Origin of the sequence: Rossellomorea sp. YZS02, from assembly GCF_033963925.1 — a bacterium.
GTDB lineage: Bacteria > Bacillota > Bacilli > Bacillales > Bacillaceae_B > Rossellomorea.
Window position 1 is genome coordinate 1 of record NZ_JAXBLY010000022.1, and the last position, 15,454, is coordinate 15,454.

At 41.1% G+C, this 15,454-nt stretch carries 17 protein-coding genes; 2 read left to right on the forward strand and 15 right to left on the reverse strand.

Features of this window, described 5'->3' with window-relative positions; genetic code table 11:
- Window positions 1–99: 99 nt before the first annotated feature.
- Both SLH55_RS19035 and SLH55_RS19040 read right to left on the reverse strand, forming a co-directional pair.
- Window positions 100–672 carry a 3D domain-containing protein gene (locus tag SLH55_RS19035; RefSeq protein WP_219170049.1) on the reverse strand — a complete coding sequence of 191 codons (573 nt, stop codon included), beginning with the start codon at window positions 670–672 and terminating at the stop codon, window positions 100–102.
- Window positions 673–959: 287 nt separating this feature from the next.
- Window positions 960–1,772, reverse strand: coding sequence for a 3D domain-containing protein (locus tag SLH55_RS19040; protein WP_219170050.1), 813 nt, complete (start codon window positions 1,770–1,772; stop codon window positions 960–962).
- Window positions 1,773–2,146: 374 nt separating this feature from the next.
- On the opposite strand from SLH55_RS19040, the gene SLH55_RS19045 reads away from it, so the two are divergent.
- Complete coding sequence (locus tag SLH55_RS19045) at window positions 2,147–2,302, forward strand: hypothetical protein (RefSeq protein ID WP_320324245.1); 156 nt, start codon at window positions 2,147–2,149, stop codon at window positions 2,300–2,302.
- 46 nt (window positions 2,303–2,348) lie between these two features.
- Here SLH55_RS19045 and SLH55_RS19050 read toward each other — a convergent pair whose 3' ends face one another.
- From SLH55_RS19050 to SLH55_RS19090, 9 genes are all read right to left on the reverse strand, one after another.
- On the reverse strand, window positions 2,349–3,635 hold the full coding sequence (locus tag SLH55_RS19050; RefSeq protein WP_320324246.1) for a globin-coupled sensor protein: 1,287 nt from the start codon (window positions 3,633–3,635) through the stop codon (window positions 2,349–2,351).
- Window positions 3,636–3,949: 314 nt separating this feature from the next.
- Window positions 3,950–4,693: a type I methionyl aminopeptidase gene (map, locus tag SLH55_RS19055; RefSeq protein WP_219170056.1), complete on the reverse strand. Its 744-nt coding sequence runs from the start codon at window positions 4,691–4,693 to the stop codon at window positions 3,950–3,952.
- Between the two features lie 109 nt (window positions 4,694–4,802).
- Window positions 4,803–6,089, reverse strand: a complete 1,287-nt coding sequence (locus tag SLH55_RS19060) for a DUF2254 domain-containing protein (protein WP_320324247.1) — start codon at window positions 6,087–6,089, stop codon at window positions 4,803–4,805.
- 64 nt (window positions 6,090–6,153) lie between these two features.
- The gene (locus SLH55_RS19065) at window positions 6,154–6,840 is read right to left on the reverse strand and encodes an LrgB family protein (RefSeq protein ID WP_219170060.1); all 687 of its coding nucleotides are present in this window, start codon (window positions 6,838–6,840) and stop codon (window positions 6,154–6,156) included.
- On the reverse strand, window positions 6,824–7,204 hold the full coding sequence (locus SLH55_RS19070) for a CidA/LrgA family protein (RefSeq protein ID WP_320324248.1): 381 nt from the start codon (window positions 7,202–7,204) through the stop codon (window positions 6,824–6,826). The genes SLH55_RS19065 and SLH55_RS19070 overlap by 17 nt, the downstream gene beginning before the upstream one ends.
- A 131-nt stretch (window positions 7,205–7,335) precedes the next feature.
- On the reverse strand, window positions 7,336–7,989 hold the full coding sequence (locus SLH55_RS19075) for a type 1 glutamine amidotransferase domain-containing protein (protein WP_319003593.1): 654 nt from the start codon (window positions 7,987–7,989) through the stop codon (window positions 7,336–7,338).
- Between the two features lie 156 nt (window positions 7,990–8,145).
- Window positions 8,146–10,308, reverse strand: coding sequence for a DNA topoisomerase III (locus SLH55_RS19080; RefSeq protein WP_320324249.1), 2,163 nt, complete (start codon window positions 10,306–10,308; stop codon window positions 8,146–8,148).
- Between the two features lie 132 nt (window positions 10,309–10,440).
- Window positions 10,441–10,884: a DUF6376 family protein gene (locus tag SLH55_RS19085; RefSeq protein ID WP_219170067.1), complete on the reverse strand. Its 444-nt coding sequence runs from the start codon at window positions 10,882–10,884 to the stop codon at window positions 10,441–10,443.
- Between the two features lie 139 nt (window positions 10,885–11,023).
- Window positions 11,024–12,121 (reverse strand): Xaa-Pro peptidase family protein, encoded by a 1,098-nt coding sequence (locus tag SLH55_RS19090; RefSeq protein WP_320324250.1) that lies wholly within the window; start codon window positions 12,119–12,121, stop codon window positions 11,024–11,026.
- Window positions 12,122–12,382: 261 nt separating this feature from the next.
- On the opposite strand from SLH55_RS19090, the gene SLH55_RS19095 reads away from it, so the two are divergent.
- Window positions 12,383–12,478, forward strand: coding sequence for a putative holin-like toxin (locus SLH55_RS19095; RefSeq protein WP_224940763.1), 96 nt, complete (start codon window positions 12,383–12,385; stop codon window positions 12,476–12,478).
- Window positions 12,479–12,696: 218 nt separating this feature from the next.
- On the opposite strand, the gene SLH55_RS19100 is transcribed toward SLH55_RS19095, so the two are convergent.
- From SLH55_RS19100 to SLH55_RS19115, 4 genes are all read right to left on the reverse strand, one after another.
- Window positions 12,697–13,140, reverse strand: coding sequence for a DUF4064 domain-containing protein (locus tag SLH55_RS19100; RefSeq protein WP_219170069.1), 444 nt, complete (start codon window positions 13,138–13,140; stop codon window positions 12,697–12,699).
- Between the two features lie 34 nt (window positions 13,141–13,174).
- Entirely contained in the window at window positions 13,175–13,612 is a 438-nt protein-coding gene (locus SLH55_RS19105) for an NUDIX domain-containing protein (RefSeq protein ID WP_219170071.1), read from the reverse strand.
- Between the two features lie 119 nt (window positions 13,613–13,731).
- On the reverse strand, window positions 13,732–14,580 hold the full coding sequence (locus tag SLH55_RS19110) for an oxidoreductase (RefSeq protein ID WP_219170073.1): 849 nt from the start codon (window positions 14,578–14,580) through the stop codon (window positions 13,732–13,734).
- 268 nt (window positions 14,581–14,848) lie between these two features.
- Window positions 14,849–15,409, reverse strand: coding sequence for a hypothetical protein (locus tag SLH55_RS19115; RefSeq protein ID WP_219170074.1), 561 nt, complete (start codon window positions 15,407–15,409; stop codon window positions 14,849–14,851).
- Between the last annotated feature and the right edge of the window lie 45 nt (window positions 15,410–15,454).

The window sequence follows — 15,454 nt, forward strand, 5'->3', positions numbered from 1 at the left end:
AGAAGAATTTACGCAAGAAAATTAAAAAAGGTGAATTTGAGCACGCTCAAATTCACCTTTTTTTCTATTAGAGACTAGTTTTGTCCCAGCCTCTTTTACTTATTCTTTTATGATTTTCACTTTCACATCTCTGACTCCATATTGAAGTGCATCTTTTTCTTTCTCCATATAGATATCGATGCGGTTACCTTTAATGGCCCCACCTGTATCTTCCGCCCGTGCATAACCATATCCTTCAATATAAACCTTTGATCCCAACGGTATGACGCTTGGGTCGACCGCAATGACTCTGGCATCAGGGTTCTTGATTAAATCTACGCCTGTCTTGGTAATACCGATACAACCTTCACAATGGGCCGTATATGCAGTTGCTGTGATGTTTAGTTCTTTGACAACTTTATCGTCCGTATTATTTGTTGTCTTCGCTGCTTTCACTGCTTGTACGCCTTCTGCTTCATCACTTGCAGAATATCCTTCTTCTAACAATTGTTTGCGGGTTCCAACCTCATCGATTGAAACATGATATCGATTAGCGATTTCCCAAAGAATATCGCCTTCTTCTATATTATGATAATCATTGATAGCAGTCTCATCGCTCTCTGCTGATGCAGATGCAAGTCCGATTGAAAGAAAAACAGTGAAGGAAAAAATGGAAAATAATACTTTTTTCATCTTGTTAAATTCCTCCTTTTGTGATTGGTTAAGAAACCAACAGTTGAAATAGTAACATAGACTTACCTCAGGTACATAACAAACTGTTTATAAACCAATAACAATTAGATGACAGACGTCTAATATTTCCGTTATTCTGGTAATTAGGATTCATATGATGACATGTATTTCTTCTAAAGGAGAATATTGTTGACAGTGAACCCTAGTTTAATGGTTGGTGGAGGAAAAAAATGAAAGCAAATAAAAAAACCACCGAGGTTTTATCCTCAGTGGTTAATGCTTTTCTATTATTTCGTTTCAAGAATTTTTACATTAACTGTTTTTCTACCAAAATCAACTGCTTGATCTTTTGAAGGAAGGAAAACGTCAATACGGTTTCCTTTGATTGCTCCACCTGTATCTTCTGCAGTCGCGTAGCCATATCCTTCTACATATACTTTTGATCCCAGTGGAATGACATTCGGATCCACTGCAATGACTTTGGCATCAGGATTTTCTTTTAAATTCACGCCAGTTGCTGTAGTACCTGAGCATCCATCACAATTCGCCGTATATGCGGTAGCTTCTACAGTAATTTCCTTCACAGCTTGTTCTTCAGCTGCAGGTGCTGCCTGTGCTGGCTCCGCTTTCTCTGTTTCTGCTGCAGGCGCTTCAGCTTCTGGAGCTACTTCTGCTTTTTGTTCTGGAGCAGGCGCTGAGGCTGTCTCAGAAGTATGTGCAGCAGCTGAAGATGTTTTATCGTCTAAGTTGATGACTAATTCCTGTCCAGGGACAATAAGGTCACTTTCAAGTGCGTTCCAGCCAATGAGGCTATCCACAGAGATTCCATATAGAGAAGAGATTCCCCAGAGTGTATCACCTTTTTTAACCGTATAGTATTCTTTTGAAGAAACCTGGAGTTCCTGATCAGGATAGATTACGGATGAACCTAAATTGTTCCATGTCATTAGCTGATCAACTGATGTTCCATACTCTTGGGCCAGTCCCCAAAGTGTGTCGCCTTTTTTTACTTCTATGTTTTGTGCTGAAGCGCTAGCTCCACCAGACACTGCAAGTGTTGTAAATGCAGCCACAGAAATAATCGATTTTTTTAGTTTCATTGAAAAATTCCTCCTTATGTAGCTAGCGGTTTATTTATTTTTGCTAACAGGGAAAATACTAACATAGTAAAATCTCATTTCAATAACAGGAACTTTAACATCGTGCGTCAAGAATATTTCACTATTGTAATAGAAAACGTTTTCCTGTATAAACTATCATATAGAGGAATACCTTGGAAAAAATAAAGGAAAATGATTGTTGTAAAGGGTTTATATGGAATATTTGAGTGTTTTGTATCCCTATGATTTTCAACAATGAAATAAACGCTGTAAGGACAAAAAATTCGCTGATCGTGTCGATTTATTCTTAACAAGCCGATTTGTTCCATCTATACTATAGAAAGAAGTTTGATTTGTATTGGAGGAAGAGTGAATTGGATAAACCAGAAGAAGTGGTGGTACTTTATAAAGATGATCCCGACGAGCATAGTGGCCGTTGCGAATGTGGAAACAATATATTCAAATCTCGGGTGCTTGATGGTAAGTTTTATCGAAAGTGCCAAGAGTGCGGAAAAACGAAAATTGTATAATAATATGGAAGGGACACCGATTGATTTACGGTGTCCCTTTTGTTTTCTATTTGTTCATTTTCTGAATGATGGTGGACGCGAATTGAACCAAGTCGTCCGTTGTAAGATTGATTTTCCTAATGGCTTCTACTATATGATTTAACTCCGTCTGGTTTCGTTTGAACATCTCCATATAGTTCTCCATTTCCATTTGAACCGTCATGATCCCGCTTTGGACATTCCCGATTTCCCTGCGTGAGTTCTCTGTAAGGTCAGTCATATTACTTACACGGGTTGAGACAACTCCGATTTGCTTATTACTTTCGTTTACGAGCTGATGGATGGATGTGCTCAATTCTTTTGAATCCTCCGCAAGCTTTCTTACCTCTGACGCAACGACTGCAAATCCCCTTCCCTCATTACCTGCACGGGCTGCCTCGATAGACGCATTCAATGCCAGGAGATTCGTTTGCTCCGCAATCTGCTGGATTGAGTTAGAAAGCGGTGTGATCTGTTCGGCAATATTCTTGACACCTTGGATTTCTCTGAGGAGGGTTTCAATTTGTTCTGTGATGACCCCGAAGCTGTCAATCATATGGTCTGTTTGATCTTTGTTCATTTTAGAAAGCTGAAGAAGGTTTTTACTGCTTTTTTCAGTATTTTCCGATTCTGCACGGATTCTTTCCGCTTTTATCGCTGTCTCATTCAGGCTTTGTTCCGTTTGACTCAGAGATGAACCTAGTTCTGTATTCATATTGAGCATCTCCAATTGAAGGGCCTGGTTTTCCTGATGAAGTTTTTCAAGTTCGTCCATTCGGCTCTGGATGTAATATTCTGAGACGATACTCGCGTCTAAATGGATACCGTGATCAATCGCAACCAGTACAGAGGCGAGTTTGGAAGGGTCGTTTTGATATAATTCCACAATCTTTGGAATTAACAGGTGCTGAATTGTGGTATAAGTGGAAATAAACCAATCGATTGTCACTCCATTTCGATTATGGGTTTTCCCCATCCTCTCTCTCATGGCAAAATACTCATCGTCCAGCTTCCCTGAGAATAATGATTGGAAGTAGTCATGAAAGACGGCTTTTAATCGTTCCCTGCTTGAATGATTCACCGCGATTTCGACTAAGCTGGGATGCTTGTACAGGTGATCAAGGACAGTATCGAGGATAGTATCCGATAATTGGTCATAAATCGGTAGTATTTCATTCAATTCCTGTAAGTGGTGTTCTTGAAACTGCATATAATGAAGTCTTTCATTCAGTTTCTTGTCTTTGAGGACAATGGTATTTGATTCGCGAACCACAATCGGTTCTGTCTTTGGTTTTCTAGAGAATAGTACAGCCATTAGGGGGGTTCCTCCAATAATATTGTTATTTTTTGGTCAGTATGTATAATTTTTGTACAACATCAATATCTTTACTTTACCCCAACTAATTTCCTATGACAATCTTTTTGTCTGAAAAATGTAAAAAACTCTCTATTGCTTGATACTATTAGAGATTTTTAGAATTAAGAAATTTAATGCAAGTAATGAAAAGATTATTAGTACCTCTCTCCTGAATCACTTTTGTGCCAGTAGTTATACAAAACGTGTACAAAAAGGGACGGACCTTGACTCCTAGGAGTAGCTCCTAGGAATCGAGGTCCGTCCCTCACAGTTTATTCAGTTATGATGATAGGTTCGTTTTGGGTGATGATGATCGTGTGTTCGATTTGGGCGACGTGGCTGTTGTCTGGTGTGATGTAGGTCCAGCCGTCGCCTTTTTCGACTACGTTTTGAGCTTTGGTAGAGATGAACGGTTCAAATGCAATGACCATTCCTTCCTTTAATAGGGCGTTATCCCATGGGTCGAAATAATTCAGGATATGGTCCGGTTTCTCATGCAGAGAACGGCCGATGCCGTGACCGGTCAAATTCATGATAACCGTATATCCATTTTTCCTGGCTTCATTGTTTACGGCTTTTCCGATACCATTTTGTTTAGATCCGGCTCTCGCCTTTTTGAGTCCCGCCTGAAATGATTTCAATGCAGCATCACATAAATCCGTCAATTTTGGATCGCCTTCCCCTGCGACGAATGAAATGCCTGTATCTGCATAATAACCATTTTTCGAGCCTGATACATCAATATTGACAAGATCCCCGGAATGTATGACCCTTTCACCGGGAATGCCGTGGGCAACCTCTTCATTTACACTGATGCATGTAAATCCAGGGAAGTCATATTCTCCTTTTGGTCCGGATATTGCACCATTTTCCTCAAACATTCTTCCTGCAACGTCGTCCAATTCCTTCGTCGTTACTCCAGGTTTTGTCTGAGCGCGTAATTCATCCCGTATACTGGCGACGATACGCCCGATTTCTTTTAATGCCTGTAGATCTTCATCAGTTTTGACAATCATAATATCTTCCTTCTCTAATTGAATTTCCTTCCCTTACTATACAGAAAGATCCTCCATTTTTAAAGGGAAAGCCCCTGTTGTAATGAGTGAATACAAAATTGCACACCATTCATTCTTTTGGGGCTATTGGTTGATCAGGTTTCAGTGTTTCAATTTTTTCATTTAAATAATATAGATCCCATTCCTGCATTTGATCCATTTCCATCCCATGGATAACATATTTATGAAAATCGTAAACAATGTGTTTACGTTTCGTATTTACTTCTCGGTCTATCATAATAAGTGAGTCCATGATCGCCAGGATGACAGAGATATCGCCTTTTCCATAATGTACAATCTGATAATAGGTGTTATAGAGAATATGGTTGAATGAGAATAACGTCACCTTTAGACGGGGGTGTCTGTCTTCGTCGTGCATCGTTATGACGCCGTCCCGGATTAGGTGAGTTTCACTCAGGATCAGTCCTAAATATTTGATGGAATCCCTCGCTGTATTGGGATCATTTATACCTGGGGATATGGCTCTTAAGGCAACTTCAACGATTTTTTGGAGGGAATAAGCAAGGTCATACTCACCCATCCGTTCTCTGCCGATGAATATGAATGGGCTTAAATCTTCCTTATAATCATGGTGACTATGAATGTAGAAAAGGGTTTCTTCTTCTTTGACAAAATCGCCTATACCTTTGACGAAATTTATAAGAACATTATGTTCTGAAGCGGTATTCACCAATCCTGAAAAATCTATATACTGAATGAACCCTGATTGATGAGAAGGGTATTCCTTTACCTTTTCGTATTGAACCGGTATGGTTTTATACGGGTGCACTTTTTGATCTTTCTGGATGCCGTGATAATAGTCAATCACTTTCAACGCTTCTTCCTCCAAACGCTCGATCAACCGGCTGATTTGAATGGAAGTTGCAATATGGTGAATGAAGTAGGCGAAAAACGCGAGACACACAATCGCATAAAGTACACCTACAAATGCAGAAGAGACAAGGTGTTCTTCAAGGCTTTGTCTCATAAATAGAAGTGAAATGATGGAATAAATAAAGCCCCCCAGGAAAATTCCCAGCCCCCGCATCGTCGTTTTGTCTCGAACAAAATTTTGGAGAGTCCTTGGTGAGAATTGAGATGAGTAGGTCGTCAACACAACCATCACCGTGGAAAACGTAAAAGTAGTCATCGTAAGTAAGGAAGATGCAATGGCGCTTAAAACCGTTTGAGCAAGGTCGATGCTTGTCAACATCATGACAGGTAAAAAAGGTTCGACTTTATGTATCCAATAGGTATCCAAAGAGACAGTGATGATGGCTAATGCTAATGAAGCGGAACTGTAAAGAGCGGGGACGACCCAGATCCCTTTCCGGATTTTCATCAGTAATTGTTTCACAGCTGCACTCTCCTTTGATTATTAAGGGTGCGTTCCTTCATTAGCTTCTCCCTTCGACCATGTTTCAAACCAGAAGAAAAAGCAAAGGAATGACAAAGGACATGATGGTTGCCGTTAATGCCATAGCAGCACCACTTACTGCCCCCTCTCTCTCTCCTTCTTTAATAGCCTGTGCTGTACCGACCCCGTGGGAAATGACCCCGAATGGCAACCCTTTTGCAATAGGATGCTTGATGTCCATCCATTTCAGGATCGTCGGTATGATCATTGCTCCTAACATCCCCGTAACGATGACAACCGTAGGAATGATTTCGATCTTAGCCCCGATGGTATGGCCGATGTCTACAGCCACTGGGGTTGTTATCGTTTTAATTAATAAGGAGCGATTCCAGTCTGTCGGGATGTCAAACCACAAGCTGAGGCAAAAGGATACACTCATGGATAATCCACTTCCGGACAGAATGCCAATGAGGATAGGCTGAACGTTTCTCCTGAGTAATTGTCGATGTTGATATAGGGGATACGCCAGGGCCACAGTCGCAGGACCAAGTAAATAAGTGATGAAGGAAGTGTCATGTGCATATTGTTTGTATGGGATATCCAACACAAGTAATGTGACAACGATACCGATTGTACTTAAGAAGATGGGGATCGTTATTGGGCTTGGCCAACGTTTGTGAACCTTGACCCCCAAGGAAAAATATAGGAGTGTAAGGCCGATCGTAATTATGGGATTAATGAGACCTGTCATAGTTCTTTTTCTCCTTCCATCTAATAAAACGTTCTGTTGATACAGAAGTGGCCAAAAAGCCTATCAGCCCACTGGCTACTAGAATAACGACCAGTTTCCATCCAAATTCAATGAAGTAGGGCCCAAGGACGATGGCGCTAACAGATAAAGGGAGGAAAAAGAAAGAGAAATGTCGCAAGAAGAAACTCGAACCGTCCAATAATAACCGTTCATTCATTAATCCGGTTGATAATAAGAGAAATAATAACAGCATCCCGATGATGCTCCAGGGTATAGGTATGTGAAAAAGATTCGTCAACCATCTGCCTGTTTCGAAAAAAAGGCAAAGAATGGACACTTGTATGATGGCCCGAATGGCTTGCATATGTCTCTCCTCTCCAACGCCTTCTTCTCCCGATTTTATCACAAATGAAGGTCCATTGGAGGATATTGTATAGGAGAAACAAAAAGAGCATGGGTCGGCCCCATGCTCTTTCCTCATGCGATAAATCGTTTTTATAACACTTTAACAAATGCTTCCGCAGCTGACTGACTGGATTGTGGATTTTGACCGGTCACGAATTTACCGTCGGTGATCACATGATTACTCCATGCTTCTGATTTTTCAAATTGAGCACCCTGCTCCCTTAATTTTGTTTCTAATAAGAATGGCATCAGAGAGTCTAGACCTGTTTGCTGCTCCTCTTCGTTCGTGAATGCGGTTAAGCTTTTTCCCTCAACCAGCCATTTGCCATTAGATAGTTTCGTACCGACAAACCCTGCCGGTCCATGGCATACAGAACCAATCGCTTTATCATTCTCAGCAAAATGAGTAAGTGCTTTCTGAAGCTCGGGACTTTCAGGCAGGTCAAACATGGTTCCATGTCCGCCAGGCAGGAAGATACCGGAATACTCATTCACATTTAATTGCGAAAGGACCAACGTTTGATCCAGTTCCTTCGTGACCCCTTTCCATTTTTCCACTTGTTCATCATCAAGGCTGTTTGGATCCAATGGGATACGGCCACCTTTTAGACTAGCCACATCGACCCCGAAACCTTGATTGATAAATTCTTCATATGGTTCGGCGAACTCAGATAACCAAAGTCCTGTTTCGTGTTCGTCGTCAATTTTACTTTCGTTTGTTAATACCATCAGGATTTTTTTCAATGTACACCCTCCATTTGTAAGTTTCATATTTCTTATCACTCTATTGTTTTATCCATTTCACAATAAAATAAACTTTTCCGTATAACATTTCTTTTCGGTCAGAATGAAACGTAAAAAAACGACTCCATGTAAATGAAGTCGTTTTGACTGATGCATTTAGCGTACATCAAATTGAAATTGAATGTTCCTCTGTTGTGCGTCCCAGCTAAGATAAGCGGAAAATTCCTTATCCCCTTTCTTGAATCCATCGATGCGGTCGGATTTTCCCTCGGTTAGGATTTTCTTGACGATTTTTTGTGTAATCCTCTTCGATAATATCGTTTTTGAAATGGTAAAGCTGCACTTGGTCTTTTGATAATTGGAACAACCATAGAATTTCCCTTTATCTATCACGTTACCTCCACATTTTAAACAGGTGCCGATACTGGTTTTGGAAATGCGTTTTCCATTCTTTCCTCTCGTTCTTTGAATGGAATCCGTGTCCAGATCTTCGAATGTCCAAGTGGTGGATTCCTCGAGAGCATTTTGAACAAGTCGCTCATTTAATTTTTTCACTTGGGCCATGAACTCGGGTGCGGATGCTTGTCCCCTGCCGATTTCTTGCAATCGCTGTTCCCACTTGGCCGTCATTTCTGCAGATGCCAAAACATTATTACCTATGGCACGTACCAATACTTTTGCTTTGTCAGTGGGATACACTATATTTTTTTGGATTTCAATGTACTTGCGATCCTTCAGCATTGTAATGATTCCAGCACGTGTAGCTTCCGTACCGAGACCTTCTGTTTGCTTCAACACTTTTTCTAGCTCATCATTATCTATATGTTTACCTGCCGTTTTCATCAGGGTGATCAGCTGTCCTTCTGTATACCGTTTGGGGGGCTGTGTTTTCCCTTCCTTCGTATCAACCTTTTTGACTGTCCCCATCTCTAGTTCACGAACGGGAGGCAGGAGTGGTTCATCTTCTTTTTCATTTTGAATGAGAACTTTGCGCCACCCTTCCTGCAGGATTTGCTTACCCTTTGAAACAAATTCAGCCCGATTATCGACTGTCGTGGTAATGGTGGTGTAGTTCAATACGGCTTTATCATGATGGGCGGCGATAAAGCGTTTGACGACCACATCATAGATCTTCCGTTCGTCTTCTGATAAGGACGCAGGGTTTGTTACCTGTTCAGTCGGGATGATTGCGTAGTGATCCGATACTTTTGCATCATTGACGAATCTCTTATTGTTCATGAGGCTCGCGTGTGGTGTTGGAATCCATTGATCATAAGGACTGAACTGTTTCAGTTTCGTCAATATTTCAGGAAAACCTTCAGCTTCGCCTTTCGTGACATATTGTGAGTCTGATCTAGGGTAAGAGACTATCCCTTTTTGATAGAGCTTCTGTAGCACATCCAGTGTTTTCTTAGGAGAGAATTTGTACATTTTATTGATTGTTGCCTGAAGTGCTGACAGATTGAACAGTAAAGGCGGGGAAAATTCTTTTCTCTCTATGTTCATTTTGCTTACAGTCGCAGGTTTATCACGACAAAAAGCAGCGATCTTTTCGGCGAGCTCGGGAGATTGGATGCGGCTCTCTCCGTCCTTATGCCAAGTCCCCTCATAGGAGTACTCGCCCACTTGAAAGGTTGCTTTCACTTCCCAGAAAGGTTCACTCTTAAATCGATCAATTTCTTCATCCCTTCTCACGATCAAAGCAAGTGTCGGGGTCTGAACCCTGCCTGCAGAAAATACATCTGACATCCCCTGCTGCTTTAAGAGGATGCTATACACTCTGGAAGCATTCATCCCTACCAGCCAATCGGCACAGGCACGTGAATAAGCTTCAAAATAAAGGCTTCTCATCTCTCTTTCTTCCCTCAAGCTCTCGAAACCTTGAATGATGGCTTTCTCGGTAAGGGAAGAAATCCACAATCTCTTCATAGGTTTTTGCACCTTGGACATTGAGATGATATTTCGGATGATTAATTCCCCTTCACGTCCAGCATCACCTGCATGAATGATCTCTGTGACTTCCCTTTTTCTCAGAAGGTCTTTAATGACAGTGAATTGTTTCGCTTTGGACCTCTGCAGATCATAATGAAATCTGATGGGGATGATCGGAAGGTCTTCAAGTGTCCATTTCTTCCATTTGCTTTCATATTTCTCTGGTGCTTGAAGCTGAAAAAGATGTCCTACTGCCCACGTAATATAAGCACCTTTAGGGAACACACCGTTTGGATGGATTTCGATGTATCCTTGTCGTTTCCTATGGGGAAATGGCTTGGCAAGGGTTGCTCCTTGGTCGGGTTTTTCAGCTATTACGACTTTCATATCATTCTCCTGTTCCTTATTTATGATAAGTTCATTATACCATGGTTAAGAACTCTTGTTCTATACCATTCCAGTAATCTCACTTGAATTAGAAAGCAGGTGTTACGGACTTTATTTCCGCAACACCTGCTATTATTGACCTAGATTTTCTAAGTTTCCTTTTATATCTTGCAATTGTTCGAATGTATTCACAATTTCAAGGTTCTGAAGCTCGGAAAGTTGAATTTCGCCTTTATTAATTTCGGCCAATGCCCGATTGATCCCCTCCATCCCTTGTTGATTATACACCTCCACTTTTTGGTGGATGTCTTTTGCCAGTTTGGGAGGGTTTAGCTCGTTCACTTCGTTGATTTCATCTTTCATATCCAGGAGCCTTGTTTTAAGCTCCGGTATGTTCGATGAATCAGTAGCTGCCTTTTCTATCAGAGCTGGTAGGTCATTAGCGAATTGATCAGCCTCATTCAGATAATCGGTCATCTCATCAACATAGGTTAAACTGTTGTTTGCTTCTTCAAGAATGCCGCAACCTGTCAACGACATGAAGCTGAAAGCAATAAGTATCAGTAATTTTTTCATATATAAGTTTCCTCCCTGTACGTTTCCTTCCCTTGAATATACGTATCAGTTATGGAAAAGTTTCAGTGCTATTGTCTGATGGTCTAGAAAAATAAAAAAGAAGGCTTCCGCGTATACGTTAGCCTTCTTTTAATGCTGCTTATTCGATAATTTGCAGTTCTTTTGGATAATTGGTTAAGGTGACATAGCCGTCGTTGGTGATGAGAACGTCATCTTCTATTCGCACACCGCCGATTTCAGGTACGTATATACCAGGTTCGATCGTATAGGTCATCCCTTCTTTCAATATGCCGTCATTCAAATGACTCATAGAAGGAAACTCATGGACATTGATTCCTAATCCATGCCCGATGCGATGGGGGAAGTAATCTCCGTAGCCTGCATCGGTGATGATATCACGGGCGATTTGATCCAGGTCTCCAATTCGATTACCGGGCTTACTCGCTTCTAGAGATGCAAGCTCTGCTTTCAGGACGGTGTCGTAGATTTCCTTTTGTTTATCCGATACGGATTTATAAGCAACTGTCCGGGTGATGTCTGACGTGTATCCTTCCAGAACAACCCCAAGATCAAAGAGGACAAGATCTCCTGCTCTTAACTTTCGTTCCCCCGGGTTTCCGTGTGGGTCCCCAGCCTTTTCACCGAAAAGAACCATTGTAGAGAACGACATTTCACGAATGCCTTTCTTCTTAAGTTCATACTCGATCTTAGCAAGGACCTCCATTTCCGTTACACCTTCCTGAAGGGCACTTACACCTACCTCTACCCCGAAGTCAGCCATTTTTGCAGCACGGCGCATGATTTCGATCTCTTTTTCATCTTTTACTAAACGCATCTGGTTTAATTTGTCTTCGACATTCACGATTTGGGGTGCATCAAAGATGTTTAGGAATGCTTGACTGCGACCGTAAGTTACAACTTCGTTCTCGAAAGCAACCCTGCTTCCCGGTATGCTTCTTGATTGAATGGCTTCTTTAATGAATTCCCAAGGGTTTTCATGGTCAGAGTAGCCAATCACTTCATGGCTCCACCCTGCGTCTTTAATTTGACGTACTTCCATTCCTGGTAAGACAACAAATGGTTCGGCTTCCGGAAATACGAATAGTCCCATTAATCGCTCATGTGGATCAGTGTGGAAATTCGTTAAGTAAAATACGTTTTCAGTTGAATTGATAAATGCTGCGTCAATTTTTTCTTCTTTTAACCAATTTTCCAGTTGTTCTATACGTTGTTTCATGCTTTACTCCTCCTTGAGTGATCGTGATGTTATGTAATCGTTTCATATGAGCATATCTATGCTAACATATTTCGGGGAAAGTTTGAAATGTCTAGTTTCTCGGAGTGAACTCAAGTGAAGTGTTTCTGTTTATTTTGATTGGGAGAAGCTTTTCCTACCTCCTGCCTATAAATGAGGGAGAGTGATTGTGTTATAATTTTCAGTATACAGTGAATGTAGGGTGGGAGTGGCCACTTCCTTGTAAAGGAGGTGGTGCTTATAGTGACAACGTACGAGGCGTTAACGCTGATGATTACCTTTGGCTCTTTAATTGTCTCCATCATTGCCATAGTTATTTCGAATGACAAAAAGAAATAACCCCACCCTCATGAAGCGCCTAAACTTTGAAGGGTAGAGTTATATTCCTTTCTTTATTGGGCCACTGCTTTCCTTGCAGTTTGCTGTGTAGCAGGAGACGCTGGTTGCCGCCAGTGTCTCTTGTTTTTTTGTTTCATTATCTCTTCTTTTAAGATAATATAAATCCGGTTGGAAAGCAAGATGAGGGCAGGATTTGAAATAATCCCGGGCTCTATTGATTAATAAACCGGATCTGTCTTCTTAGGTTTACGAACGAAAGCCATGATGCCCGCGACTAAGAACAGCAGGCCGGGAATGAATCCGAATCCGACTGTTCCAAGACCGATGATTAGTGCTGCAATGATAAACATGATACCTGATAGAACAGGCTTTCTATTCTTAACAATGGTTAGGACGGCAATAATCCCGATGATGGATGCAATAATGCCCAATATGACCAAGTAAGATCCCATTGATTCTGCTGCCTCCATGATAGAATTCATATCTCCTGCTGTCATCCCGGATTCCTGAAGATTCGGATCACTTTGCATTCCCTCTTCGATTTGGGACATCACGTCAGGACTCTGCATCCCCATGTTCAATACAATTCCAATGATGGAAAATAAAGCGGATAAAACAATCCCTATTACTCCCATGACGACTTCTCCAGTACGTTTTACCATTCTAGTCTCTCCTTAATGTATAGTTTTCTATAGTCTATTTAGCTAATACATCTTTATTCCCTGTCGCATTATGCTTTTTACACATATAAGCTTCAAGGATCGATTCATCTTCAGGAAAGCACAGGGGTAGATTCTTTAACTCGGAAAGTGAAATCCAATCGATTTTATGTATTAATTGATCGGGGTCTTGAATAGTTGGATACCCTCCGATAAGATGCGCTTCATAATAGTGAATCTTTGTCTTAATGCTTCCTTCGTTGCCCCACTTTGTATAGAGGTGTTGTCCAACTTCAACCACGTAGCCGGTTTCCTCACACACTTCCCGCTTACAGCATTCCCTTAAGGATTCCCCTGTTTCAAGTCCACCTGAAGGAACAGACCACCGCTTCTCTTCCTCTTCTTTTCCCTGTAATACCATTAATAAACGCCCTTCTTTCATGCAAAGAGCCGATGCCCCCATCCAATCGTACATCCATTCACCTCGTTTCACATGTCAAGATAATCGTACCCTTAGCATATTCGCCTTTTTGACAATTTTCTCCTTCCTAAGGATAAAATTCTTTATATTCAGACAAGTAGACCCTTATTGTTTCAGTTTCGCATGCGTAGTTTTTTAAGGACGATCTTCTCAATGATTCCCCAAGGGAGGATGGTTTTCATTAGGAGGGTGAATCTAATTCCTTTTCCTGCGGGGTTTCTGAATGTGCTGATTTTATCCTGGGCAAGTTTTCCCACAATGGAAGAAACCTCATTTGGGTTCCCTAGTGAATCTAACCCGCGTTCCATTTCTTTATTGATTTCTTTCATATAAAAATAGTAAGGGGAATGCTTCTCCAATGAACGCGAAGTGATTTTTTTTCCTGATGTCCATATATTCGTCCGATAAGATCCAGGCTCAATGAGATGTACGTCAATTCCGAAGGGTTTAAGCTCCAATCTGAGGCTTTCACTGTACCCTTCAAGGGCATATTTCGAGGAAACATATGGACTTAGTCCAGGGAATCCGATCATTCCGCTGATGCTGCTCATATTAATGATCTTACCTTTACCTTGGTTTCTCATATAGGGAAGTACAAGTTGAGTCATACTCATAACACCGAATACATTCGTCTCGAATTGCTCCCTGTATTCATCGATGCTTATCTCTTCGGCAAATCCCCCGACTGCATAGCCCGCATTATTCACCAGGAGGTCTACTCTCCCTACTTCTGAAAGGAACGATGAAAACTCCCCTAAAGACGCTTCAGAAGTTACGTCCAATGCGTGAATATGGATGAATGGTTCCACGCCTAACCCCTTAGCTTGAGTCATTAATTCCTCTTTTTTATCTGGATCCCTCATAGTCGCGATCACTGTAAACCCAATCTGCGCAAGTTCCAAGGTTGTCAGTAATCCGAAGCCGCTGTTGGATCCAGTAATTACGGCAATTTTTTTCCCCATGTGTACTCCCCCTTTTTTCTATCAGTATATCAATTTCATAGCACTCACTTTAACGATATTCTTAAGAAAACAAAAAAAGGCTGGCTTCATCCCATTGAAGCCAGCCTTTAGACGAGGAGTCGTGTCAATTTCTATTATAAATTTACAGCTTTATCGGCTCACATACAACTGTAATCAGATGTGATGAGTAGGCGTCTAAAGAAATGGATGGCAGGCTTTAGGCGATTTCAGCTTCCTTTCGTATGTTTCTATAATTGTAAGCATAATTTTATTTAGCCCGCGTTGATGCCACGATCTTCCCTTCCTTCGAATAGAAGTTCAGTCTCGGAACAAAAAAACGATCTTCAAATGTTTCTATTTGGATAAAAAAGTCCTGTTGGGGCAAGTTTACTCGTTTGAATTCAATATTCTGACGATAGGTAAAGTAGTCTGCACCGAGCTCTTTTCTATTACCATAAACAATAAATTGACCATTATTCAGGAAACTGCTTCCGACCGTTGGTTGAGGGCTATCATCAAATTGTTCAAGTTCATAAAAGGGAAGAAGCTTCATTTTTCGATAATGAACCAATCCGATCTTCTTTCCTTTATTTTTAATAGTATAGGTATACAGGAGAAGGTATTGCCCGCCGGCTTCTTTCTTCAATACCACATGTAGGTCATCGTAGGATGAGGTGTATTCTGACTGTTTGAAATGTTCGCTTATCCTGCTCTTTGTGGTGATCATATCGCTTTTTTCAATAAAGAGCGTAAACGTTGTTGCAAGAATCGAAGATAAAAGTATAGAGATGAACACTCTTCCTTTGCGTATCTTTTTTTCTTCTTCCATTATTCTTCCCTCCCATTCCAGCCATAAAATGATATCCCTATTTTA